Origin of the sequence: Amycolatopsis sp. CA-161197 (assembly GCF_050942255.1) — a bacterium.
GTDB lineage: Bacteria > Actinomycetota > Actinomycetes > Mycobacteriales > Pseudonocardiaceae > Amycolatopsis.
In genome coordinates, this window is the sequence record NZ_CP192059.1 from 5,469,839 (window position 1) to 5,492,560 (window position 22,722).

Annotated in this window: 22 protein-coding genes; 4 read left to right on the forward strand and 18 right to left on the reverse strand. The window is 71.9% G+C overall.

The genetic code is table 11. The annotated features are described in order from the left end of the window. Nucleotides 1-6: 6 nt before the first annotated feature. From ACQPXB_RS25450 to ACQPXB_RS25500, 11 genes are all read right to left on the reverse strand, one after another. Nucleotides 7-1,224 (reverse strand): GNAT family N-acetyltransferase, encoded by a 1,218-nt coding sequence (locus ACQPXB_RS25450; RefSeq protein ID WP_432844682.1) that lies wholly within the window; start codon nucleotides 1,222-1,224, stop codon nucleotides 7-9. A 41-nt stretch (nucleotides 1,225-1,265) separates the two neighbouring features. Then, entirely contained in the window at nucleotides 1,266-1,667 is a 402-nt protein-coding gene (locus ACQPXB_RS25455) for a DUF4333 domain-containing protein (protein ID WP_432844683.1), read from the reverse strand. Nucleotides 1,668-1,713: 46 nt separating this feature from the next. Continuing rightward, nucleotides 1,714-2,916 (reverse strand): GNAT family N-acetyltransferase, encoded by a 1,203-nt coding sequence (locus ACQPXB_RS25460; protein WP_366576144.1) that lies wholly within the window; start codon nucleotides 2,914-2,916, stop codon nucleotides 1,714-1,716. Nucleotides 2,917-2,985: 69 nt separating this feature from the next. Next, entirely contained in the window at nucleotides 2,986-3,840 is an 855-nt protein-coding gene (locus ACQPXB_RS25465; RefSeq protein ID WP_432844684.1) for a DUF4333 domain-containing protein, read from the reverse strand. Between the two features lie 187 nt (nucleotides 3,841-4,027). Continuing rightward, nucleotides 4,028-6,793 (reverse strand): DEAD/DEAH box helicase, encoded by a 2,766-nt coding sequence (locus ACQPXB_RS25470; protein WP_432844685.1) that lies wholly within the window; start codon nucleotides 6,791-6,793, stop codon nucleotides 4,028-4,030. A 67-nt stretch (nucleotides 6,794-6,860) separates the two neighbouring features. Further along, complete coding sequence (locus tag ACQPXB_RS25475; RefSeq protein WP_432844686.1) at nucleotides 6,861-7,799, reverse strand: diacylglycerol/lipid kinase family protein; 939 nt, start codon at nucleotides 7,797-7,799, stop codon at nucleotides 6,861-6,863. 10 nt (nucleotides 7,800-7,809) lie between these two features. Further along, nucleotides 7,810-8,775, reverse strand: coding sequence for a twin-arginine translocase subunit TatC (tatC, locus tag ACQPXB_RS25480; protein ID WP_432844687.1), 966 nt, complete (start codon nucleotides 8,773-8,775; stop codon nucleotides 7,810-7,812). 88 nt (nucleotides 8,776-8,863) lie between these two features. Next, entirely contained in the window at nucleotides 8,864-9,163 is a 300-nt protein-coding gene (gene tatA, locus ACQPXB_RS25485) for a Sec-independent protein translocase subunit TatA (RefSeq protein WP_386945471.1), read from the reverse strand. A gap of 21 nt (nucleotides 9,164-9,184) precedes the next feature. Continuing rightward, a complete protein-coding gene (locus ACQPXB_RS25490) occupies nucleotides 9,185-9,412 on the reverse strand; it encodes a bacteriophage holin (protein ID WP_285966923.1) in 228 nt (75 codons plus the stop codon). Between the two features lie 10 nt (nucleotides 9,413-9,422). Next, nucleotides 9,423-10,403: a helix-turn-helix transcriptional regulator gene (locus tag ACQPXB_RS25495; RefSeq protein ID WP_366576154.1), complete on the reverse strand. Its 981-nt coding sequence runs from the start codon at nucleotides 10,401-10,403 to the stop codon at nucleotides 9,423-9,425. Continuing rightward, nucleotides 10,400-11,392, reverse strand: coding sequence for a helix-turn-helix transcriptional regulator (locus tag ACQPXB_RS25500; RefSeq protein ID WP_432844688.1), 993 nt, complete (start codon nucleotides 11,390-11,392; stop codon nucleotides 10,400-10,402). Before ACQPXB_RS25500 ends, ACQPXB_RS25495 begins: the two co-directional genes overlap by 4 nt. A 75-nt stretch (nucleotides 11,393-11,467) precedes the next feature. On the opposite strand from ACQPXB_RS25500, the gene ACQPXB_RS25505 reads away from it, so the two are divergent. After that, the gene (locus tag ACQPXB_RS25505) at nucleotides 11,468-12,166 is read left to right on the forward strand and encodes an SDR family oxidoreductase (protein WP_386945468.1); all 699 of its coding nucleotides are present in this window, start codon (nucleotides 11,468-11,470) and stop codon (nucleotides 12,164-12,166) included. On the opposite strand, the gene ACQPXB_RS25510 is transcribed toward ACQPXB_RS25505, so the two are convergent. Both ACQPXB_RS25510 and pafA read right to left on the reverse strand, forming a co-directional pair. Beyond that, nucleotides 12,163-13,206, reverse strand: coding sequence for a WD40/YVTN/BNR-like repeat-containing protein (locus ACQPXB_RS25510; RefSeq protein WP_432844689.1), 1,044 nt, complete (start codon nucleotides 13,204-13,206; stop codon nucleotides 12,163-12,165). The two genes, ACQPXB_RS25505 and ACQPXB_RS25510, sit on opposite strands and share 4 nt — an antisense overlap. 152 nt (nucleotides 13,207-13,358) lie before the next feature. After that, nucleotides 13,359-14,717, reverse strand: coding sequence for a Pup--protein ligase (gene pafA / locus ACQPXB_RS25515; RefSeq protein WP_220240774.1), 1,359 nt, complete (start codon nucleotides 14,715-14,717; stop codon nucleotides 13,359-13,361). Between the two features lie 146 nt (nucleotides 14,718-14,863). Between pafA and ACQPXB_RS25520 the strand changes: the two genes are divergently transcribed. Together ACQPXB_RS25520 and ACQPXB_RS25525 are read left to right on the forward strand one after the other, a co-directional pair. Continuing rightward, nucleotides 14,864-16,363 (forward strand): bifunctional phosphatase PAP2/diacylglycerol kinase family protein, encoded by a 1,500-nt coding sequence (locus ACQPXB_RS25520; RefSeq protein ID WP_432844690.1) that lies wholly within the window; start codon nucleotides 14,864-14,866, stop codon nucleotides 16,361-16,363. Nucleotides 16,364-16,514: 151 nt separating this feature from the next. After that, nucleotides 16,515-17,696 carry an alpha/beta hydrolase gene (locus ACQPXB_RS25525; RefSeq protein ID WP_432844691.1) on the forward strand — a complete coding sequence of 394 codons (1,182 nt, stop codon included), beginning with the start codon at nucleotides 16,515-16,517 and terminating at the stop codon, nucleotides 17,694-17,696. A gap of 93 nt (nucleotides 17,697-17,789) precedes the next feature. On the opposite strand, the gene prcA is transcribed toward ACQPXB_RS25525, so the two are convergent. The 4 genes from prcA to dop all read right to left on the reverse strand — a co-directional run bounded on the left by prcA (nucleotide 17,790) and on the right by dop (nucleotide 21,513). Beyond that, on the reverse strand, nucleotides 17,790-18,563 hold the full coding sequence (prcA, locus tag ACQPXB_RS25530; protein WP_432844692.1) for a proteasome subunit alpha: 774 nt from the start codon (nucleotides 18,561-18,563) through the stop codon (nucleotides 17,790-17,792). Nucleotides 18,564-18,631: 68 nt separating this feature from the next. Further along, nucleotides 18,632-19,498: a proteasome subunit beta gene (prcB, locus tag ACQPXB_RS25535; RefSeq protein WP_364048730.1), complete on the reverse strand. Its 867-nt coding sequence runs from the start codon at nucleotides 19,496-19,498 to the stop codon at nucleotides 18,632-18,634. 221 nt (nucleotides 19,499-19,719) lie between these two features. After that, nucleotides 19,720-19,914, reverse strand: coding sequence for a ubiquitin-like protein Pup (locus ACQPXB_RS25540; RefSeq protein WP_220240779.1), 195 nt, complete (start codon nucleotides 19,912-19,914; stop codon nucleotides 19,720-19,722). A 96-nt stretch (nucleotides 19,915-20,010) separates the two neighbouring features. Next, nucleotides 20,011-21,513, reverse strand: coding sequence for a depupylase/deamidase Dop (gene dop / locus ACQPXB_RS25545; RefSeq protein WP_366576166.1), 1,503 nt, complete (start codon nucleotides 21,511-21,513; stop codon nucleotides 20,011-20,013). 41 nt (nucleotides 21,514-21,554) lie between these two features. Between dop and ACQPXB_RS25550 the strand changes: the two genes are divergently transcribed. Then, on the forward strand, nucleotides 21,555-22,067 hold the full coding sequence (locus tag ACQPXB_RS25550; protein WP_432844693.1) for an NUDIX hydrolase: 513 nt from the start codon (nucleotides 21,555-21,557) through the stop codon (nucleotides 22,065-22,067). On the opposite strand, the gene ACQPXB_RS25555 is transcribed toward ACQPXB_RS25550, so the two are convergent. Beyond that, nucleotides 22,058-22,684: a hypothetical protein gene (locus ACQPXB_RS25555; RefSeq protein ID WP_432844694.1), complete on the reverse strand. Its 627-nt coding sequence runs from the start codon at nucleotides 22,682-22,684 to the stop codon at nucleotides 22,058-22,060. The genes ACQPXB_RS25550 and ACQPXB_RS25555 overlap by 10 nt on opposite strands. Nucleotides 22,685-22,722 lie beyond the last annotated feature (38 nt).

Sequence of the window (22,722 nt, forward strand, 5' to 3'; positions counted from 1 at the left end):
CGCGGCTCAGAAGTACGTGCCGCACCACGGCCGCGTGTCGGTGGCGAAGAGCGTGTCGGCGCGGCCAAGTGCCGCCGGGTCGACCGCGGTGATCCGGCCGGCCTGCGCGAGCGTCGAGGCCCGCCACTCGCCGAGGTAGAGCATCGCGAGGCTGTCGGCGTCGAGGCGCAGGTCCGCGTCGGCTTCGGTGCGCTCGGCGCCGTCGGGACCGACGCGGTAGCGGCCGCGGTTGGCCGGCAGCAGCCGATCGTCCACTTCGAACACGACGGGTTCGCCCGGGCCGTAGGTGCGGGCGGTGAGCGCGCCGGCGACGTCGACCAGCCGCAGCCACAGGTCGTCTTCGATCTCGGTGGTGCGGGCGCGGCGCGGGTCGGTGAGCAGCACGGACAGCGGCTCGTCGACCGGACGGAAGCGGGAGCTGACGGTGGCGACGAGGTCGATGGAGAGCAGGAACCGCCACAGCGCGTTGATCGCCTCCGGGGCCGCGCCGTGCAGGTCGCGGACCTCCAGCAGCACACCGTGTTCGGGGTCGGCGGCAGTGGACTGGTCCACGCTCTTGAACATCGCGAACGCGTCGTCCGCACCGTTCGGTCCGGTGTGGACGGCCACGCGGTACCCGCCTTCGCGGCTCAGACGGCGGTTGAGGACGACGGGCCACCAGACGTCGGGGCGGGCGATCATGCCCGGCCGGTGCAGCCCGATCCGTTGGTACAGCGCGGGAAGCTGCGCGCGGGCCTCGTCGGCGTCGAGCAGCCGGACGGCGCCGCCGGCTTCGGCACCTTCGCGCAGCCGCGCGGGGTGGTCGATTCGGACGGTGGCTCCGGAGGTGGCGATGCCGTAGCCGAAGCGGCCGTAGATCACGGCTTCGCTGGCGTGCAGGCAGGCCAGCGTGGTGCCGCGTTCGGCGAGGTCGTTCAGCTGCGCGGTCATGAGTGCGGTGACGACGCCGCGGCGGGTCCAGTCGGCGCGCACACCGACGCCGTCGACCGCCGTAGCGGACAGGACCGCGCCGCCGGGGACGGCGATCGTGGTGGCGAACCCGCTGGTGATCCCGATCGGACGGTCGTCGGCGAACGCAGCGAACTTGCCGGGCCCGGCCCAGGAATCGCCGATCTGCGCCCACGTCTCGTCCGAGACCACGGGGCTGTGAAGTGCTTGCCCGAGCAGGTCGAAGGTGGGCCGGCGCTCGTCGTCGGTGATCGGGCGTACCACGAAGTCGGTCATGGCGCGATCCAACCAAGCCCGCGCCGCGGGTGCCACGCGTTTTATTTCGGGGCGTCGACGGTGTAGTCGCCCGCGGTGCCGGTGACGGTGATGGGCACGTGTTTCTGCTCGCCCGCGATGTCGACGACGCACTGGAAGGTGGAGCCGTCGGTCACGGCCTGGCGGTCGGGGCAGCTGACCTCGCCGACACCGTCGATCTTGTAGGTGTCGGCGAGGATCTTGGCGACGGCGGCGTCCATGGCTTTCGCGTCGAACACGCGGCCGGGCCCGGTGGCCGACGCCGGCGTCGCACCCGAGCTCCCCGGCGAGGTGCCGGAGGGTGCCGTGGCGGACGGTGTGACCGTGACGGTCTTGACGGGCGCGGCCGGGTCGGGCTTGGTCGAACAGCCGGTGGCGAGCAGCATTCCGAGACCGCACAGCCCCAGCACCAGCACGGCGCGCATTCCCGCTCCTGTCCCCCGATGCCCGGTTCAGGGCCCTTGGTCAAGGTCAGAAGAAAGTACCGCACCACGACGCCCGGCGCGTGCCGAACAAGGTGTCCACGTGCGACACCGCGGCGTCGTCGAGGACTTCGACGCGACCGGTGTCGGCCAGGGCCGAGGCACGCCACGCTCCGAAGTAGAGCATCGCGAGCGAGGTGACGTCGAGACGCAGGGCGGGGGCGGCGTCGGTGCGCTCGGCGCCGTCGGGGCTGATGCGGTAGCGGCCGTCGTTGGCGGGCAGCAGCGGGTCGGTCACTTCGAGCACGACCGGTTCGCCGGGGCCGTAGGTGCGGGCGGCGAGTGCGGCGGACGCGTCGATCACGCGCAGCCAGGTCTCGTCCTCGACGCCCTTGACCTTCACGGCGCGCGGGTCGGTGAAGAGCAGCTCGACGGGTTCGTCGAGCGGGCGGGCGATCACGGAGATGTCGTCGACGAGGTCCACCGACAGCAGGAACCGCCACAGCCCGGCGAAGGCGGCGGGGTTGGTGTAGTGGAACTCGAACACGGTGAGTTTCTGCCGGTCGGCGTCGCCGCGTTCGACGTGGTAGACGAGATAGCCGTCGACGCCGTCCGGGCCGCGGTGCACGGCGGTTTCGACGGGGCTGTCGGAGCGGCGGGCCTGGTTCTCGTTCATGGGCCAGTAGTGCGCGGGCCGCGTGATCATGCCGGGGCGGACGGTGCCGGTGGCGCCGTAGAGGTCGGGCCAGTGCAGCACGGCCTGGTCGAGGCCGAAGACGGTGATCTCGCCGCCGGCCGGTGCTTCCGGGCGCAGCCGCGCATGGTGGCGGTCGACCACGAGATTGCGGCTGAGGGTCGAGACGCCGTAGCCGTAGCGGCCGTAGATCGCGCCTTCGGTGGCGTGCAGGGACGCCAGCACGACACCGCGCTCGGCGAAGTCCTGCAGCTGCGCGGTCTGCAGCGCGCTGAGCACACCGCGGCGGGTGCGGCCGGCGCGGACGCCGACACCGGTGACGGCCGCGAGCGGCACGCGCGCGCCGCCGGGGAGGAGCACCTCGTGGTCGGCGGCGCGCACGGTGCCGATCAGCTCGGGGTCGAACGCGGCGAACACGCGTGACTCCTGCAGCGCCTTGCTGATCCGTTCCCACTCCTCGTCGCTGCCGGCCTTGACGTGCAGCGCGCCCCGGAACAGGTTCCAGGCGGCGCGCTGCTCGTCGGCGGAGGACAGGAGCCGTACGGTGTGGTCGCTCATGCCGGGGATCATCCTGCGGCCCGCCGGGTGCGGGCCACTGATTTACCCGGCGTCACGGTGCACACCCGGTCACTGGGCGGCGGGCGGCGAGACCTCGTAGTTGCCGTCGCTGCCCTTGACGGTGATCGGGACCTGCTGCGGCTTGCCGTTGATGGTCGCGGTGCACTCGAACTTGGCGCCGTCCTCGACCTTCTGCTCGGCCGGGCAGGTGACGCCGCTGACGCCTTCGATCTTGTAGGTGTCGGTCAGCAGCTTCGCGACGTCGGTCTGCATCTGGGTGTTGTTGAAGACCTCGGTCTTGAAGAAGCCGGGGGCGACGAACCCGAGGATCGCGACCACGGCCACCACGACGATGAGCGCGCCGATGCCGATGAACAGGCCGCGCTTGGACTTCGGCTCGTCACCGGGGTCGCCGACGGTCTGGGTGACGGCGGTGGCCTGGCCGTAGTCGTACTGGTTGCCGGCGGGCTGGCCGTAGGGCTGCTGGGCCTGCGGGCCGGTCTGCGGCTGGCCGTACAGCGGCTGCTGCTGCGGGCCGCTCTGCGGGTACCCGCCGCCGGGCTGCCCGTACTGCTGGGGCGGCTGCTGCCGGTTCGGGTCGTAGGGCTGGCCGTACTGCTGAGGCGGCGGCTGCTGGCCCCACTGAGGCTGCTGCGGCGCTTGGGGCTGCTGCGGCTGCTGCTGGGGGTAGCCGCCGGGCTGCTGGCCGTATTGGGGCTGCTGCTGGGGCTGGACCCACTGCGTCGGCTGCGAGTCGTAGGGCTGCTGGGGCTGCTGGCCGTACTGCTGCGGGTTGTAGGGCTGCTGTTGCTGCTCCTGCGGCCCGCTCGGCGGGTAGGCGCCGCCCGGCTGTTGCCCGTATTGCGGCTGCTGCCCGTACTGGGGCTGCTGCTGCGGGTCGTTGCCGCCATACGGCGTGCTCATCGTTCGCCTCCGCCTTGATTGCCTGGGGCAGCGCCCTCCTGGTGAGGGGTCGCTGCCCACGGTGTCGAGCGCGATCCAACCACAGGTCCGGGCCGAGCACACGCGTCCACGCGCACCCTGTCCGAGCGGTGACCTCGGCCTGCCCGCGAACGCCCTGTGGCCGAGACCTGTGGTTCAGGCAAAACAGTCACGCCCCGCCGGCCGCGACGACGCCGCGGCGCAGGGCACGCACGGCTTCCGCGGCGGCGGCGCCGACCGGGTCGGCTTTGCCGAGGACGTCGCGGATCTGGTCGAGCAGGTCGATCACCTGGCGTGACCAGCGGACGAAGTCGCCGGCGGACAGTTCCTGGCCGTTGGTCTCGGCGACGGTGAGGACCTTCTCGAGCGACTCGCCGCGGGCCCACCGGTAGACCGGCCACGCGAAGCCGGCGTCGGGTTCGCGGGTGCGGTCGAGGTGGTGGCGGCGTTCGTCCTCGGTGAGGTCGACCCACAGCTTCGTGGTCTCTTCCCAGGCCTTGGGCACGGAGCCGCCGGGCAGGCGCGGCTCCCCCGCCGTGTCGCGGCGGGCCTCGAACACGAGCGTGGAGACGACGGCGGCGAGCTCGGCCGCGCCGAGGCCTTCCCACACGCCGTGACGGATGCACTCGGCGGCGAGCAGGTCGGACTCGCTGTAGAGGCGGGCGAGGCGGTGGCCGTGTTCGGTGACGCGGTCCTCGCCGGTGCCGGGGCCGAGGTAGCCGCGTTCGCCGAGCAGCGCGAGGATCCGGTCGAACGCGCGGGCGAGGGAGTGGGTGGTGGCGGCGACCTTGCGTTCCAGCTGCTCGGTCTCGGTCTGCAGGCGCTGGTAACGCTCGACCCAGCGCAGGTTGGCCTCGCGTTCGGCCAGCCCGTGGCAGGGGTGGGCGCGCAGGGCGCGCTGCAGGGCGTTGAGCTCCGCGTCGTCGCCCTGGCTGGTGCGGCGGCGCTGACGCCCGGGCAGCGAGATGCCGGAGTCGCGCAGGGCCGAGGCGATGTCGCGGCGGATCTTGGGCGACCGCAGCTCGACGTGCTTGGGCAGGCGGATGCGGCCGAGCGGCTCGACCGGGGCCGGGAAGTCGGCGACCGACAGCGGCCCGGACCAGCGGTCCTCGGTGACGACCACGGGCCGCGGCTCGCGAATCGGGTCCAGCCCCGGGTCGACGACCACGGCCAGGCCCGCGCGGCGCCCGGCGGGCACGGCGATGACGTCGCCCTTGCGCAGCTTCTCCAGCGACTCCGCGGTGCCGGCGCGGCGGGTGGCGGTGTTCTGCCGGGACAGCGTTTTCTCGCGGGCGGAGATCTTGGCGCGCAGCTCGACGTATTCGAGCATCTCGTCGAACTCGCCGGTGACGGCCTTCGCGTAGCCCTTGAGGGCTTCCTTGTTGCGCTCGATGCGCCGGGCGGTGCCGACCACGGACCGGTCGGCCTGGAACTGGGCGAACGACTGTTCCAGCAGCTCACGGGCGGAGTCGGCGCCGACCTGGGCGACGAGGTTCACGGCCATGTTGTAGCCGGGCCGGAACGACGAGCGCAGCGGATACGTGCGCGTGGAGGCGAGGCCGGCGACCTGCTTGGGGTCCACGCCGGGCTGCCACGCGACCACGGCGTGGCCCTCGACGTCGATGCCGCGGCGCCCGGCGCGGCCGGTGAGCTGCGTGTACTCGCCGGGGGTGAGGTCGACATGGGCTTCGCCGTTGTACTTGACCAGCCGCTCGAGGACCACGGTGCGGGCGGGCATGTTGATGCCGAGCGCGAGGGTCTCGGTGGCGAACACGGCCTTCACCAGGCCGCGCAGGAACAGCTCCTCGACGGTTTCCTTGAACGCGGGCAGCAGGCCCGCGTGGTGGCCGGCGAAGCCGCGTTCGAGCGCTTCGCGCCACTCCCAGTAGCCGAGCACGCTCAGGTCGCCCTCGGGCAGGTCGGCGGTGCGCTCGGCGACGATGCGGCGGATCTCCTCGACCTGTTCGGGTCCGTTGAGCCGCAGGCCGGAGCGCACGCACTGGGCGACGGCGGCGTCGCAGCCGGCGCGGGAGAAGATGAACACGATCGCGGGCAGCAGCCCGGCCGCGTCGAGGCGTTCGACGACCTCGACGCGCGAGGGCGGCCGGAAGCGTTGCGGGCGGGGCGCGCCGCGGCGTCCTCCGCGGTTGCCGCGCAGCGACGCGGGGGCGAAGCGGCCGAGCTCTTCGGCACGGCGCAGCAGGCCGGGGTTGATGCTCAGCTCGGCGTTGGGGTCGGCTTCGTCCTGGCCGGCGAACAGGTCCATCAGGCGGTTGCCGATGAGCATGTGCTGCCACAGCGGCACGGGCCGGTGCTCGTCGACGACGACGGTGGTGTCGCCGCGGACCTCGACGAGCCATTCGCCGAACTCCTCGGCGTTGCTCACGGTGGCCGACAGCCCGACGACGCGGACGTGTTCGGGCAGGTGGAGGATCACTTCCTCCCAGACGGCGCCGCGGAAGCGGTCGGCGAGGTAGTGGACCTCGTCCATCACGACGTAGCCGAGCTCGGGGATGGCGGAGCTGCCGGCGTAGAGCATGTTGCGCAGGACCTCGGTGGTCATCACGACCACCTGCGCGTTGCCGTTGATGGAGGTGTCGCCGGTGAGCAGGCCGACGGCGTCGCTGCCGTAGCGGGCGACGAGATCGGCGTACTTCTGGTTGGACAGCGCCTTGATGGGCGTGGTGTAGAAGCATTTGCGGCCTTCGGCGAGCGCCAGGTGCACGGCGAACTCGCCGACCACGGTCTTGCCGGCGCCGGTGGGCGCGCACACGAGCACGCCGTGGCCGTCTTCGAGTGCCTCGCAGCCGCGGACCTGGAAGTCGTCGAACTCGAACGACACCTCGCCGGCGAAACGCGTCAGCTGGGGGTACTTGCCGCGGCGGCGTGAGACCGCATAGGCCTCGGCCGGGGAAGGTGAAGGGCTAGTGGCCACCCCGTCAGGGTTCCACACGGCACCGACAGTCCGCACGCGGCGTGCCGACCGGGGTGTGGCCGTGGGGTTACGGGGCGACGACGGTGAGCGCGCCGGGCACGCAGGTGGCGGTGACGGGGGTCGTGCCTTGGGATTCGCCGTCGGCGTAGGCGGGCCAGCCCGGGGCTGTGCCGGTTTCGCTGCCCGTTTCGATGCTCACCTTCCGGGTGCGGAGGGTGCGGACGGCGGGGTGGTCGAGGTGGGCGCCGGTGCGCAGGCCGGGCAGCAGGCGCAGCAGCTGCAGGCGGCCGGCTGCGCCGATCACGGTGACGTCGAAGAGCCCGTCGTCCGGGGTGGCCCGGGGGCAGATGGGGACGCCGCCGCCGTAGTAGGGGGTGTTGCCGACGGCGACGAGGGTGGCGTCGAGCTCGACGGTGCCTTCGTCGGTGTGGAGGGTGATGGGGCGGGGGCGGAAGGCGGCGAGTTCGGCGAGGATCGCGACGTCGTAGCGGCGGGGTCCCGACGGCCGGCGGAGGCGGTTGGCGCGGGCGTTGACGGCGGCGTCGAAGCCGGAGCACAGGACGGTGGCGAACCAGGCGCCGGCCGCCGTGCCGCCGTCGATGCGGCCGAGGTCGAGGCGGCGGCGGGTGCCGGCGCGCAGGGCTTCGGCGAGGGTGTCGGCGGAGGCGAGGGCGTCGGCGGAGGCGAGGGCGTCGGGTGGGGTGCCGAGGGCGCGGGCGAAGTCGTTGCCGGTGCCGGAGGGGACGAGGCCGAGGGCGACGTCGTGCTCGGCGCAGAACTGCACGCCTTGGTGGGCGGCGCCGTCGCCGCCGAGGACGATGAGCACGTCGAGGCCGTCGGCGTGGGCCGACCGCATGAGGGCACGGGATTCGTCGACGCTGGTGGCGACGAGGACGTCCAGCCGGTCCACGGCGGGGCGCAGCCGCTCAGCCACGGTGTCCGCGATCCGGGCGGCCGCTCCGTGGCCGGAGGCCGGGTGGACGGCGAGTGCCGCGTTGAGCCCCATCCGCTGGGGTCTAGGTGATGTCGTCGGTCGAGTGGCCGCGCGGCGCGGTCGCGGGCTCGTCTTCCTCGACGGTGCTGGGCGTGTAGTCGAACGGCGCGGCCTCGTCGTCGGCCAGCTTGTCCCAGCCCTCGTCCTGACGGACCTTGTCGAGCTTGCGGTCGTGGAAGCGCGTGATCTGGATGGCGATCTCGAACAGCACGGTGAGTGCGGCGGCGAGGCCGAGCATCGAGAACGGGTCCGACCCGGGGGTCGCGAACGCGGCGAACACGAACAGCGCGAACAGGATGCCGCGGCGCCAGCGCCGGAGCTGCTGGTATTTCACGACGCCGACGAGGTTGAGCATCACCACGATGAGCGGGAGCTCGAAACTGACGCCGAAGATGACCAGCAGCGACAGGATGAACGAGATGTACTTGTCCGCGGTGAGAGCGGTGACGAACTGGTCCTGGCCGAAGCCGGCGAGCAGGGCCAGCGCGTGGGGCACGAGGAAGTAGGCGAGCACGGCGCCGGCGGCGAACAGGACCGACGCGAAGCCGACGAAGGTCAGCGCGTACTTGCGTTCCTTCGAGTACAGGCCCGGGGCGATGAACGCCCAGAACTGGTAGAGCCAGAACGGGGAGAGGACCACGGCTCCCGCGGCGACACCGACCTTCAGGCGGACCATGAAGATCTCGAACGGCTGGGTCTGCAGGAGCCGGCAGCCGCCCAGGTCGCCGCCGAAGCGCTGCGAGGGCGGGATGGCGCAGTAGGGGCCGTTCATGATGTCGCCGAGCGACGGGATCGGGCCGAGGTGCTGTTCGAACCAGATCCAGCCGAAGATGCCGCCGATGACGATGAACAGCAGGGCGAACCCGAGCCGGCGCCGGAACTCGTAGACGTGCTCGATGAGCGTCATCGTGCCGTCGGGGTTTTTCCGGCGGCTGCGGCGGCCTCGCTTGGTGCGGCCCGCGCCTGTGCCGTTGGCGGCTTCCGCCACTGGTCGTTCCGTTCTCGTCGTAGCCCGCCGGAGCGCGCTGGGTGTTCAGCGCGCTCCGCGGACCGGGACCGGGTGGTGTGGTCGGGCCTCAGCTGGCGTTCTTCTGCGGCTGCTCGGTGGCGGCCTGCTGCTTCTTCAGCTCGTCGAGCTGGCGCTGGAGGTCGGCGACCTGCTGGTCCTGGGCCGGGGCGGTGGCCTGCGGGAGCTGGCGGGTCTCGACCTGCTCGGCCTCGTCCTTCTGCTCGCCGGTGAGGTCCTTGGTCTCGGCCTTGAAGATCTTCATGGACTTGCCGATGGAGCGGGCGGCGTCCGGAAGCCTCTTGGCCCCGAACAGCAGAACCACGACGAGCACCAGGATGATGATGTGCCACGGCTGCAGCGCGTTCATGGCGGTGGCCTCCTTGTTTCTTTAGTCGTTGCCGATGTTACTGGTTTCCGGTGCGTCGCGGCGCTGCGCCACGGCCACGCGAAGTGCTGCGGACCGGGCGCGGAGCAGTCCCGTCCGGTCCTGGGTGTTCGTAGCCACCATGCTCAGGGTGCGGCGGAACTGGCGCAAGACTCTGATCGTCCGTACTGCCAGGAGGATCAGGACGAGCAGGCCCGCCGCGAGCACTACGTAAGTGGGCAGGTACGACACGTGGGTTACCTTAACGGCCGTAGGTTGACGGTAGGTGACGGGATCGGGCCACGGCGTCGGCCGCTCGCCGTCGAACCGCGTCAGCCAGTGTGACAGGGCTCTCCACCTGCGCGTCTCCGGCCAATCCGAGGACCAAACGGACCATCCAGGACTCGTCCGCATAGCGCATCCGGATGCGGAGCCGGCCACCGTCGAGCTCCGCGAGCTCTTCGCACGGGTAGTACTCCGCGACCCAGCGCGCGTCGGGGTCGAGCACGAGCTCGGCCTCGCACTGGTCGGGCCGCGCGGAGAACACGCCGTCGGACAGGTCGGTGGGCCGCGCGTGGGCCGGGGGCGCGGCGGGTTCGTCGAGCACGGTCAGCTCGTCGATGCGGTCGAGCCGGAACAGCCGCACGTCCTCGACGCGGCGGCACCAGGCTTCGAGGTAGCCGACGGCCTGCACGATGAGCAGCCGCATCGGGTCCACGGTGCGTTCGGTCATCTGGTCCTTGGACGCGGTGTAGTAGCGCATCCGCAGCGCGCGTCCGGCCTGCAGCGCGGCCGCGACCTCCTCACGGGTCTTCGCGGCGCGCTTGCCCTCGCGCACACCGCCGCCGACCACGACACCGGCCGGCTGGGCCTGGCCCGCGGCGGCCTCGATCTTGGCGATGGAGCGGCGCACGGCGTCGCCGTCGACCACGCCGGGGGTGTCGGCGAGCGCGCGCAGGGCCACGAGCAGGGCGGTGGCCTCGCTGCCGGTGAGGCGCAGGGGGCGGCTCATGCCGGCGTCGTGGGTGACGACGATGGTGTCGCCTTCGAACGACAGGTCGATGAGGTCACCGGGGCCGTAGCCGGGCAGGCCGCACATCCACAGCAGCTCGAGGTCCTTGCGCAGCTGGCGCGGGGTGACGTCGAAGTCGTGGGCGGCCTCGTCGATGCGCACGCCCGGGCGGGCGAGCAGGTAGGGCACGAGCGCGAGCAGGCGCGGCATGCGTTCGGTGGAGCCGCTCATCGGCCGCTCCCCTGCTCGGCGCGGGCGAGGACGGCTTCGAGGCGGTGCTGCACGGATTTGGCGAGCACGTCGGGTTCGAGCACGAGCACGTCGGCTCCCTGTGCGGCGATCCAGTCGGCGGCCGACTCGGGGAAGAACAGGCCGATCTCGATGAGGTCGCCTTCCTCGCCGTCGATCGTGTCGCGGCCGACGACCTCGCCGCGGCGGCGCACGCCCGCGGCGCGCCCGTCGGCGACCCACAGGCGGGCGGTGGTGACGGGGCTGGCTTCTTCGCTGCCGCCGGTGACGGACACGAGCTGCAGCAGGTTCACGCCCTCGGGCCTGACCACCGCGCCCGGTTCGCCGATCGGGGTGACTTTGCCGGTGACGCGGGAGAGCCGGAAGCAGCGGGTCGCGCCGCGGTCGCGGTCGTGCCCGACGACGTACCAGCGGGCGCGCCAGGACACGACGCCCCACGGTTCGAGCTCGCGCATCCGGCGTTCCGGGGATCCGCTGCGGCGGTATTCGAAGCGCACGGCCTGGCCGCTCTGCACGGCGGCGAGCAACGGCCCGAACGCCGGTTCGGCCCGCACGCGGGGTTCGATCACCGTGGGTGCCTGGTCGTCGACCTCGACGCCGGCGGCGCGCAGCTTCACGAGCGCGCCCTGGGCCTGCCCGGTCAGCTCGGGCGAATCCCACAGGCGCACGGCGAGGCCGACGGCGGCCGCTTCGTCCGGGGCCAGGTCGATCTCGCCGAGCTCGTAGTCGCGGCGGGCGATGCGGTAGCCCTCGACGGGGTCGAAGGCGGAGTTGCGGCCGGTCTCCAGCGGGATGCCGAGCTCGCGCAGCTCCGTTTTGTCGCGTTCGAACGTGCGGAAGAAGGCCTCGTCGCTGGCCGCGTCGGCGTACCCGGGGACGATGCCGCGGATCCGCTCGGCGGTGAGGTACTGCCGGGTGGACAGCAGGGCGAGCACGAGGTTGACCAGCCGTTCGGCGCGTGCGGTGGACACCCGTACAACCCTAGCTCTCCTCGTCCGCCCCGATCGTGAGGTTCCCCGAACGCGTCGCGGCCCTAGCCTGGAACCATGGCTGAACGTGTACTGATGGTGACCGGAGCGTCGCGCGGGATCGGGGCGGCGACGGCCAGGCGGGCGGTCGCGGCGGGGTTCCGGGTGGCGCTCGTGGCCCGGAAAGCCGAGGCCCTGGCCCCGCTCGTGGCCGAGTTCGGCGAGGAAAACGCGCTGGCGCTGGCCGCGGACGTCACCGACTGGCCGAGCGTGTCGGGCGCGGTCGAGGCGACGCTGGCGCGGTTTTCGCGGCTGGACGCGGCTTTCGCGAATGCCGGGATCGGCATGGGCGTGTCGTTCTTCGGCGACGGTGGCGCGGAGCCGGAAGAGTGGCGGGAACTGGTGCTGACGAACGTCTACGGTCCGGCGCTCACGGCGCGTGCCGTGCTGCCGGCGTTGGCGGGCACGAGCGGTCATCTCGTGCTGACGGGTTCGGTCGCCGGCCGCTATCCGCGCAAGGGGAGCCTGTATTCGGCGACGAAGTGGGCGGTGAGCGGGCTGGCGGCGGGGATCCGGGAGGAAGCCGTGGGCACGGGGGTGCGGGTGACGCTGGTGCAGCCCGGCATCACCGACACCGACATCCTCACCGACGAGCAGCGGCGCAAGCCGAAGCTCGAGGCCGACGACGTCGCCCGCGCGGTGCTCTACGCGCTGGAGCAGCCGCCGACGGTGGACGTCAACGAGATCATGGTGCGCCCGACCGGCCAGGTCCTCTAACGCTCCAGCCGCGCGACGCGGCCCCCGGTCCCGCTGACCCAGCAGGCGCCGAGGGGTGTGCAGTCGACCGTGTCGAAGCTGCCGATGTCGAACGGCGTCCAGTGGCGGCCGCCGTCGGGGCTGAGGTCGCTGCCGCCGGGGCCGACGGCGATCACCGACCCCCCGAGCCACGCGAGCCCGGAGCGGTAGCCCGCCGGGTACTGCGCCGGCGTGCGCCAGGTGCGGCCGCGGTCACCGCTGAGGGCGACGGCCGGGCCGGGGGCGGTGGGGTTCGCGAAGTCGCCGCCGATCGCGACGCCTTGCCACGGCGTGCGGAACGCGAGCGCGAAAACTCCGGCCGACGCGCTGCTGGGCAGCGGGGTGTCGGCGACGGTCCAGTGGTGCCCGGCGTCGCCGCTGTGCAGCACGCGGGCGCGGGCGCCGCCGCCCATCGCGAGCCACGCGTCGAACGGCCCGGAGGTGGCCACGCACTGCCCGCTCGCCGCGAAGCCCGCTTCGCCGGGCAGGGCGGGCGGGAACGCGCTGTCGGGGATCTGCCGCCAGGTGCGGCCGCCGTCGGCGGTGGCCTGCACGCGGAACTTCCCGTCGACGGGGTCGCTCATCGCGAGGCCGCGCCACGGGTCGAAGAAGGCGAGGCAGTCGTAGAACGCGGCCGGATCGGAGTTGGTGAACGTCTGGCGCCAGTGCCTGCCGGCGTCGTCGGTGCGGTAGACCCGCGAGTCCCCGCCCGGGCCGATGGACAGCACCACGGCGTGATCGGCGTCGAAGGCTTCGATGTCACGGAACTCCAGCGTTTCCGTGCCGGGCGGCCCGACGGGGCTCCACGTGCGGCCGCCGTCCGTGGTGCGCAAGACGGTCCCCTGCGTGCCGCTGACCCACGCCACGCGCCCGCTGACGGCCGAAAGCCCCCGGAACTGCGCCGCGACCCCAGTCGGCGTCAACCGCCACGACGGGACCCGCTGAGCCGCATCCGCCACCCCACCGGCCACCAGCGGCAGCACCGCGCCCAGCAGAACCACCAACGCCCGCACGACCCGCATGCGGCGATCTTGCCGCACCCGGACGGCGACTTTCGTCGGGAACGCCGACCGGTCCCCCGGCGAGCGGCGCTGTCCGGCCGCGTCCGCCGGAAATGCCCGAGGGCCGCCCCGCGTGGTGCGGGGCGGCCCTCCAGCGCTGCGGTCCTGGCCGGTTACAGCGAGCTGATCAGGCGTTCCACCCGCTCGTCGACCGAGCGGAACGGGTCCTTGCACAGCACGGTGCGCTGGGCCTGGTCGTTGAGCTTGAGGTGGACCCAGTCGACGGTGAAGTCGCGGCCCGCGGCCTGGGCGGCGGCGATGAAGTCGCCGCGCAGCTTCGCGCGGGTGGTCTGGGGCGGGGTGTCCTTGGCGGCCTCGATCTCGCCGTCGTCGGTGACGCGCTTGACCAGGCCCTTGCGCTGCAGCAGGTCGAAGATGCCCCGGCCGCGGCGGATGTCGTGGTAGGCGAGGTCGAGCTGGGCGATGCGGGGGCTGGAGAGGTCCAGGTCGTGCTTCGCGCGGTAGCGCTCGACCAGGCGGTGCTTGATGGCCCAGTCGATCTCGGTGTCGATCTTCGCGAAGTCCTGCTGCTCGACGGCCTCCAGCGCGCGGCCCCACAGCTCGACCACGCGCTCGTTGGCGGGGGTGGAGCCGTTCTCCTTGAGGTGCTGCACGGCGCGGGCGTGGTACTCGCGCTGGATGTCGAGCGCCGAGGCCTCGCGCCCGCCCGCCAGCCGCACCTGGCGCCGGCCGGTGAGGTCGTGGCTGATCTCGCGGATCGCCCGGATCGGGTTGTCGAGGGTGAAGTCGCGGAACTGCACCCCGGCCTCGATCATCTCGAGCACCAGGTTCGCCGACCCGATCTTGAGCATCGTGGTGGGCTCGGCCATGTTCGAGTCGCCCACGATCACGTGCAGGCGCCGGTAGCGCTCGGCGTCGGCGTGAGGCTCGTCGCGGGTGTTGATGATGGGGCGCGAGCGCGTGGTGGCGCTGGAGACGCCCTCCCAGATGTGCTCGGCGCGCTGCGAGAGGCAGTACACGGCGCCGCGCGGGGTTTGCAGGACCTTGCCCGCGCCGCAGATGAGCTGGCGGGTGACGAGGAACGGCAGCAGCACGTCGGCGATCCGGGAGAACTCGCCGGCGCGCGTCACGAGGTAGTTCTCGTGGCAGCCGTAGGAGTTGCCCGCGGAGTCGGTGTTGTTCTTGAACAGGAAGATGTCGCCGCCGATGCCCTCGTCGGCCAGCCGGCGCTCGGCGTCGACCAGCAGGTCCTCGAGGATCCGCTCACCGGCCTTGTCGTGCGTGACCAGCTGCGTGAGGTCGTCGCACTCGGCCGTCGCGTACTCGGGGTGCGAGCCCACGTCGAGGTAGAGCCGGGAGCCGTTGGACAGGAAGACGTTCGACGAGCGTCCCCAGGACACGACCCGCCGGAAGAGATACCGCGCGACCTCGTCGGGCGAGAGCCTGCGCTGACCGTGGAAGGTGCACGTGACCCCGAACTCGGTCTCGATGCCAAAGATCCGCCGCTGCATCCCACCAGAGTAGGCGCTGCACCCCCTTGAGCGGTGCGCCGTTCGGGCGGCGACACGCGGTCGGTACGTTGCGGGTGGTGAGAAATCGCGTGAATCCGGCTACGGCGCAGCGCGGCCCACGCCGCACGGAGAAGAGGTCGACGACGGTGTTGCACCAGCTCAGCCGCCCGTTCCGGAAAGTGGGGCGCACCGATCGGGCCCTGATCCGCCGGAGCGCGGCGCTGCCGAAGACCCGGGCCGACGATGTTCTCGGCTGGCTTTCGAAATCCGCGAACAAGTCGCGTCTGTGGTGGGTCGTGGCCGCCGCACTGGCCTCCCGCAAGGGTGCGACGCGCCGGGGAGCGCTGCGGGGGATGGTCGCGATCGCCGGGGCGAGCGCGGCCGCGAACCTGCTCGGCAAGCCGCTGTTCCCCCGGCGGCGCCCGGCCGAGGACGAGGTGCCCGAGCACCGGCGGCTGCGCAAGCGGCCCACGTCGTCGTCGTTCCCGTCGGGCCACGCGGCCTCCGCGGCCGCGTTCACCACGGCGGTCGCGATGGAGTCGCCGAAGGCCGGGCTCGTCGTCGCTCCGCTGGCGGGAGCGGTCGCGTACTCGCGGGTGCACACCGGGGTCCACTGGCCCAGCGACGTCGGCGCGGGCTTGGTGATCGGCGTCGGGGTCGCCGCGCTGACCCGGCACTGGTGGCCGTTGCACCCCGACGTGCCCGGCCGCACCGCGCACACGGCCGAAGCGCCGGAGATGCGTGACGGCGAGGACATGCTGGCCCTGGTCAACCCGCACTCCGGCGTCGACGGCCAGGACCCGACCGAGGACGTGCGTTACGCCTGGCCCAAGGCGACGCTGCTCTACCCGGACCCGAGCCAGGACCTGCGTGAACAGCTCGTGGCCGAGATCGACGCCCGTGGCGGCTCCGTGCGCGCTCTCGGCGTCGCGGGTGGCGACGGCACGGTCGCCGCGGTCGCGTCCGTGGCCGCCGAACGCGGCCTGCCGCTCGCGCTCATCCCCGCGGGCACGCTCAACCACTTCGCGCGCGACGTCGGCGTGCGGTCCATGCCCGACGCCGACGCGGCCACCGAAGCCGGCAACGCCGTCGGCATCGACCTCGGCGAGGTCGAGGTCCACGGCGCGGGCGAGCCCGAGCACCGCTGGTTCGTGAACACCGCGAGCCTCGGCGGCTACCCCGAGATGGTGCGGCTGCGCGAGAAGCTGCAACAGAAGCACCCGAAGTGGCCTTCGGCCGCACTCGCGCTCGCCCGGGTGCTGCGCCGCGCGAAGCCGCTGCCGATCCTGCTCAACGACGAGCCCGCCGAGGTCTGGCTGATCTTCGTCGGCAACGGCACCTACTCCCCCAAGGGCTTCGCGCCGTCGCGGCGCCCGGCGCTGGACACCGGCCTGCTCGACGTGCGCTACCTGCGGGCCGACCTGCCCTACTCCCGCGCCCGGTTCCTGCTCGCGATGGTGACCAACAGCCTCAACGCCAGCCACGTCTACCAGCAGCTGGACCTGCCGGAGCTGCGCGTGAAACTCCTCGACGGCAACCGCCGCGTCGCCACCGACGGCGAGGTCGGGCCGCTCGGCAACGAGTTCACCTTAAGCTCCCGCCCCAGCGCCCTGACGATCTACCGCAACCCCGACAACCGGGCTTGACCTGCGCTTTACCCGCTCACAGCGAATCCACAGCGGCCCGTCCCTAGCGTGATCACGTCAGGTGCGGGCGACCCTGCCCGCTTCCGTTCACGGCGGGGACTTTCGTGCGCTTTTCCTTCCGCGGTGCCGCGCGCCCGGCGGTGCGGCCGTGATGCCGCAGGCCGCCGTCGACCCGGTGCTGCCGTCCGACATCACGGCGCAGGCGCGTGACCTCGGTCCGCTCGAGTCACCGGTGATCTGGCTGACCGCCGCCGGCGCGGCCGTCGCCGTGCTCGCCGTGACCATCGCGCTCTGGCACCACCGGCGCGCCCGCCGCTGGGGAGCCGGCGGCACCGTGGTGCTCCTCCTCCTCGCGGCCGTGACCGCGGTGAACAGCTACGTCGGCTACGTCCGCACCCCCGACGACCTCGGCCGGCTCTTCGAACGCGGCTCCGGCGCGGCCGACGCCGTGGGGATGCTGCTCGACGACGGCGCCGACGAACCCGACGCGCCCGCCGACTCCACCGCCCGGCACCGTCCCGCGGTCGTCAACAGCGGGCAGCGCATCGACGTGCTCAGCCTTCCCGACCCCGCCGACGCCGTGCCCTCGGGCGAGAACTACGTGATCCTGCCGCCCGGCTACGACGACCCGGCCAACGCGGGCCACCGCTACCCCGTCGTCTACCTCATCCACGGCTACCCCTACGGCGGCCCACGCGACTGGCTCACCTCCGGCGCCGCCCCGGACGCCCTGCGCGACCTCGAAGCCGACCACGTGATCGCCCCGATGATCGTGGTCAGCGTCGACCTCACCGCCGGCGTGCCCAGCAAGGACTGGGAAGGCCTCGACGTCCCCGGCGGGCCGCAGCTGGAGACCTACCTCGCGAAAACCGTCGTCGCCGGCGTCGACCACCACTACCGGACTCTGGCCGACCGCCGCCACCGTGCCCTCGGCGGCATGTCCGGCGGCGGGTTCGCCGCCCTCAACACCGGCCTGCACCACCTCGACGAGTTCGCCACCCTCGTCATCGCCCTGCCCTACGACGACCTCAACGACTCCATCGGCATCCTCGACGGCCACCCCGGGGCCATCGCCGCCAACACGCCACGCCGCTACCTGCCGACGATGACGTTCACCGCACCGATCTCCGTCCTCCTCGCCGCCGGCACCGGCGCGCCCACCGACGTCGCCACCGCCCGCCGCATCGCCGAAGCGCTGCACCGCCGCGGCCAGGAAGCCGTCGTCCACACCGAACACGGCTTCAACCACACCTGGCACACCGCCCGCGCGACCCTGCCCTACCTCCTGGCCTTCGCCGACCAGAACTTCCGCAGCCCCACACCGACGTCCTGAACCGGCCGTCCAAAGCAGGACCGGCAAAAGCAGGCCCGTCACAAGCACAGTGGGCCGCCCGGAAACCCGGACGGCCCACTCGCACAACGCGCGTCACTCCTTGGCGGAGTCACCACCCGAGTCACCCTCGGCCGGCTTCTCGGCCTCGTCCTTCGCCGGCGGCTCGGGCAGCAACGCCTCCAGCGCCGCCCCCGTCAACCGCCGGAACGCCCGCCGCGGCCGCGCCCGGTCCAGCACCGCCACCTCGAGCTTGATCTGGTCCGGCGGCGTCGCCCCGTTGCCGTTGCCCGACGCCGCGACCGTCGCCCGCAGGCCCTCGATCGCCGTCGCCAGCGCCGTCGCCAGATCGTGCTCCGGGTCCACGGAGTCCTTCAGCTTCGTGCTGATCGGCTCCGTCTGACCACCCATCACCACGAACGGCGACTCGTCGAAGATCGACCCGTCGTAGGTCAGCCGGTACAGCTGGTCCTCCGACTGGTTCGCCCCGACCTCGGCGACACACACCTCCACCTCGAACGGCTTCAGCTGCTCGGTGAAGATGCTGCCCAGCGTCGCCGCGTAGGCGTTCGCCAGCGCCCGCGCGCTCACGTCACGCCGGTCGTACTGGTAGCCCTTCAGATCCGCGTGCCGGATCCCCGCCACCCGCAGGTTCTCGAACTCCGAGTACCGGCCCACCGCGGCGAACCCGATGCGGTCGTAGATCTCCGACACCTTGTGCAACGTCGCCGACGGGTTCTCCGCCACGAACAGCACCCCGCCGGAGTACTTCAGCACCACCACGCTCCGGCCGCGCGCGATGCCCTTGCGCGCCAGCTCGGAACGCTCCCGCATCAGCTGCTCGGGAGAGGCATACAACGGCATCGTCACGGTGTCGGCTCCACGTTCTCCGGTGTACCGGCGGTAGAAGGTTCAGCGTTCGGGAAAGTCACCGGCGATCAGCTCGGCCGGTGGTGCGTGCGCTCGGCGCGGCCGGCCACCACGGCCTCCGCCACCGCCGCCGTCTGCTCCGACGGCAGCTGCACCGCACCGGTCTCGGCGGTGATCGTCACGACGCTCGGGAAAATGCGCCGCACCAGGTCCGGCCCACCACTCGCGGTGTCGTCGTCCGCCGCGTCGTACAACGCCTCCACGGCCGCCCGCACCGCGGCGTCCACATCCGCGTCAGGGTCGTACAGCTTCTTCAGCGCCGACTTCGCGAACAGCGAACCCGAACCGACACCCGCGTACCCGGCGTTCTCCTCGTACCGCCCACCGGCGGCGTCGTACGAGATGATCCGGCCGGCGCGCTTCGCGTCCTCGGCCTCCAGGTCGTAGCCCACGAACAACGGCACCACGGCCAGGCCCGCCATCGCCATGTCCAGGTTGGCCTTCACCATCCCGGCCAGCTTGTTCGTCTTGCCGTCCAGCGACAGCGAGACACCCTCGATCTTCTCGTAGTGCGCCAGCTCCACCGCGTACAACCGGACCATCTCCACGGCCAGGCCCGCGGTCCCCGCGATCCCCACCGCCGAATACTCGTCCGTGACGTGCACCTTCTCGATGTCCCGGCTCGCGATCAAGTTCCCCGACGTCGCCCGCCGGTCACCCGCGATCAGCACACCCCCGGCGAACGTCAGCGCCACGATCGTCGTCCCGTGCGGCACCGCCAGCTCACCCGCCCCGGACGACGGCACCCGCCGCGCCGGCAACAGCTCAGGCGCCTGCGCCCGCACGAAGTCCGCGAACGACGACGAAGCCGGCGAGAAATACGAAGCAGGCAGGCCGGGTCCCGAAAAACCCGCCCGAGGGAAGGTGTTGTCCATACGTGCTCTTGGTTCCCATCTGTATCGGCTGAAGAAACAACGCTGAGGCCGCGTGCCGAAGCCACGCTGTGGCGAACTCTGCCGCGCAGTATGTCGCTCCGCACCGCCGCCGGCTCGGAGGACACTCCTTCGACGACGCTCCCGGCACGACACCGCGTGCAACGGCACGCCAACCGACAACCGCCCCCGGAAACCCGAGGGCGGCTACCGGCCGCGAACGACTACTCGCCGCCCTTCTGCACGTAGGCGCGAACGAAGTCCTCGGCGTTCTCCTCCAGCACGTCGTCGATCTCGTCGAGGATCGTGTCGACGTCCTCGCCGAGCTTCTCGCGCCGCTCCTGGCCCGCCGCTCCGGTGGCTTCGAACTCCTCGTCGGAGTCCCCACCGCCGTGCTTCTCGATCTTCTCCTGCGCCATATCGCCTCCCGGTGTGGCCGATGATTCCTAGCCTACCCAGCAGCCCCGACATTCGGGGCAACGCCGCGGTCCCGATCAGCCCCGTGCCGATCCGGACTAGTCCGAACCGGTGATCGCCTCGACCAGCTCCTCGGCCGTCGCCGCCGCGTCCAGCAACTTCCCGACGTGCGCCTTCGTGCCCCGCAGCGGCTCCAGCGTCGGGATCCGCACCAGCGACTCCTTGCCCACGTCGAAGATGACCGAATCCCAGGACGCGGCCGCGATCGACGTCGCGTACTTCTCCAAGGCCCGGCCCCGGAAATACGCCCGGGTGTCCGACGGCGGAGTCGTGATCGCCGCCTGGACCTCCTCCTCCGTGACCAGCCGCTTCATCGAACCCCGCGTGACCAGCCGGTTGTACAGGCCCTTCGCCAGCCGCACGTCCGAGTACTGCAGGTCCACCAGCCGCAACCGCGGCGCACCCCACGCCAGCTGGTCCCGCTCCCGGTACCCCTCCAGCAACCGCAGCTTCGCCGGCCAGTCCAGCCGGTCCGCGCACTCCTGCGGATCCCGCGCCAGCGCGTCCAGCACCTCGCCCCAGACCCGCAGGACCTCCTTCGACGCCTCGTCCGCACCCGTGCGCTCGAGGTTCGCCGACGCGACCTCGTGGTAGGCGAACTGCAGGTCCAGCCCCGAGAACTTCTTCCCGTTCGCCAGCTCGACCTTCACCTTCAACGTCGGGTCGTGGCTGATCTTGTGCACCGCCCGCACCGGCTCGTCCAGCTTCAGCTCGTCGAACCGGATCCCCGACTCGATCAGATCCAGGATCAGCGCCGTCGTGCCCACCTTCAGGTAGGTCGAGTACTCCGACAGGTTCGCGTCACCGATGATCACGTGCAGCCGCCGGTACTTGTCCGCGTCCGCGTGCGGCTCGTCGCGCGTGTTGATGATCCCGCGCTTGAGCGTCGTCTCCAGGCCGACCTCGACCTCGATGTAGTCCGACCGCTGCGACAGCTGGAACCCGGCCTCTTCACTCTGCTGGCCGATCCCGACCCGGCCCGACCCCGTCACCACCTGCCGCGACACGAAAAACGGCGTCAGCCCGGCGATGATCGCGGTGAACGGCGTCGACCGCGAACACAGGTAGTTCTCGTGCGTGCCGTAGCTCGCACCCTTGCCGTCCACGTTGTTCTTGTACAGCTGCAACGGCGGCTGACCCGGCACCGACGCCGCCTTCAGCGCCGCCTCCTCCATCACCCGCTCGCCGGCCTTGTCCCAGATCACCGCGTCCCGCGCGTTCGTGACCTCGGGCGCCGAGTACTCCGGGTGCGCGTGGTCCACATACAGGCGCGCACCGTTCGTCAGGATGACGTTCGCCGCACCCAGGTCCTCCACGTCCGGGTCGTGCCCCGGCCCACCAGGACCCGTCAGGTCGAAGCCCCGCGCGTCGCGCAGCGGCGACTCCACCTCGTAGTCCCACCGGGCCCGCCGGGCCCGCGGAATGTCAGCAGCCGCCGCGTAGGCGAGCACGACCTGAGTCGAGGTGAGCACCGGGTTCGCCGTGGCGTCCCCGGGCACGGCGATGCCGTACTCGACTTCGGTTCCCATGATCCGACGCATACCCGACACCCTACGGGGTAAGGCCGTGCGACGATGCCCCCATGCCAGGCAGTGACGAACTCGTTGCCCTCTATGACCGCGCCGGCCACGTCGTGGGCCAGGCACCCCGCTCCCGCGTCCGCGCCGAAGGACTGTGGCACGCCGCCGGAGTGGTGCTCGTCCGTTCGGGCGACGGCCAGTCCGTGTACGTCCACCTCCGCACCGCGGACAAGGACATCTTCCCGTCCACCTGGGACTGCTGGGCCGGCGGAGTCGTCGCCGCGGGCGAAACCCCCGCCGACTGCGCCCGGCGCGAGCTCGCCGAAGAGCTCGGCGTCCACGGAGTGGAACCGGAACCCCTGTTCACCAAGATCTACGACCAGGGCACCGTCCACTGCCACAACTTCGCCTACGAAGTCCGCTGGGACGGCCCGATCCACCACCAGGCCGAAGAGATCGTCGAAGGCCGCTGGCTTCCCCTGACCGAACTGCGCGCCTGGGTCGACGACCCCGAAAGCCCCTTCATCCCCGACGGCCGCGAAGGCGTCCAGGAATGGTTCCGCCGCTACGGCTGAGCAACCAGCTTCGCCACGAGCTTCGGCAGCAACCGCTTCGCCGCGTCCGCCGCCCGCGCCGGCGTGCTCGCCGCCACGCTCAACGCCGACACCAGCTCACCCTTCGCCAGCAGCACCGTGCAGGTCGACCCGTCGCACCACGCCCGCTGCTGCGAAACACCCGGCTGCGGCGGAATGGCGAGCACCTGACCGGCACAGTCCGCGGCGGACACCACCTCCGCGCCCGACCCGCCCGCGTACGCCGTGACCTCGTGCGTGATCCCCGAACCACTCGGGTACACCCAGCTCGCCGAGCGCCGCTCCCCCTGAGCCAGCCCCGACAGGCACCCCGACGCCTTGCCCGGCCCCGGAGCCACGCCCTCCTCCGCAACGTCCTCATCGGACAGCAGCGCGGCCGAAGCCGCCGCAGCGGCCAGGATCCGGGGATCGGGCGAGGGAGACGCGGGAGTGCTCGGCGGCGCGGCAGGCGGCGGAGTCACCGGCGCGGACGACGTCGCGTCACTCGTCGGCGTCGGATCGTCGTAGTACGTCTGGAGGTTGTTGGGCCGGTTGCCACACGCGGTCGTGAGCCCTACGAGCGCGACCGCCGCCACCGCGAGCACCTGCCGATGACGCACCTGCCGCCCCTCCGGAAGATCCGAGAACCGCGGCCCAC

Coding starts and splice junctions, on each gene's coding strand:
- ACQPXB_RS25450 (WP_432844682.1), bottom strand. CDS start 1,224: ATGACCGACTTCGTGGTACGCCCGATCACCGACGACGAGCGCCGGCCC.
- ACQPXB_RS25455 (WP_432844683.1), bottom strand. CDS start 1,667: ATGCGCGCCGTGCTGGTGCTGGGGCTGTGCGGTCTCGGAATGCTGCTC.
- ACQPXB_RS25460 (WP_366576144.1), bottom strand. CDS start 2,916: ATGAGCGACCACACCGTACGGCTCCTGTCCTCCGCCGACGAGCAGCGC.
- ACQPXB_RS25465 (WP_432844684.1), bottom strand. CDS start 3,840: ATGAGCACGCCGTATGGCGGCAACGACCCGCAGCAGCAGCCCCAGTAC.
- ACQPXB_RS25475 (WP_432844686.1), bottom strand. CDS start 7,799: ATGGGGCTCAACGCGGCACTCGCCGTCCACCCGGCCTCCGGCCACGGA.
- tatA (WP_386945471.1), bottom strand. CDS start 9,163: ATGAACGCGCTGCAGCCGTGGCACATCATCATCCTGGTGCTCGTCGTG.
- ACQPXB_RS25495 (WP_366576154.1), bottom strand. CDS start 10,403: ATGAGCGGCTCCACCGAACGCATGCCGCGCCTGCTCGCGCTCGTGCCC.
- ACQPXB_RS25505 (WP_386945468.1), top strand. CDS start 11,468: ATGGCTGAACGTGTACTGATGGTGACCGGAGCGTCGCGCGGGATCGGG.
- ACQPXB_RS25510 (WP_432844689.1), bottom strand. CDS start 13,206: ATGCGGGTCGTGCGGGCGTTGGTGGTTCTGCTGGGCGCGGTGCTGCCG.
- pafA (WP_220240774.1), bottom strand. CDS start 14,717: ATGCAGCGGCGGATCTTTGGCATCGAGACCGAGTTCGGGGTCACGTGC.
- ACQPXB_RS25525 (WP_432844691.1), top strand. CDS start 16,515: ATGCCGCAGGCCGCCGTCGACCCGGTGCTGCCGTCCGACATCACGGCG.
- prcB (WP_364048730.1), bottom strand. CDS start 19,498: ATGGACAACACCTTCCCTCGGGCGGGTTTTTCGGGACCCGGCCTGCCT.
- ACQPXB_RS25540 (WP_220240779.1), bottom strand. CDS start 19,914: ATGGCGCAGGAGAAGATCGAGAAGCACGGCGGTGGGGACTCCGACGAG.
- dop (WP_366576166.1), bottom strand. CDS start 21,513: ATGCGTCGGATCATGGGAACCGAAGTCGAGTACGGCATCGCCGTGCCC.
- ACQPXB_RS25550 (WP_432844693.1), top strand. CDS start 21,555: ATGCCAGGCAGTGACGAACTCGTTGCCCTCTATGACCGCGCCGGCCAC.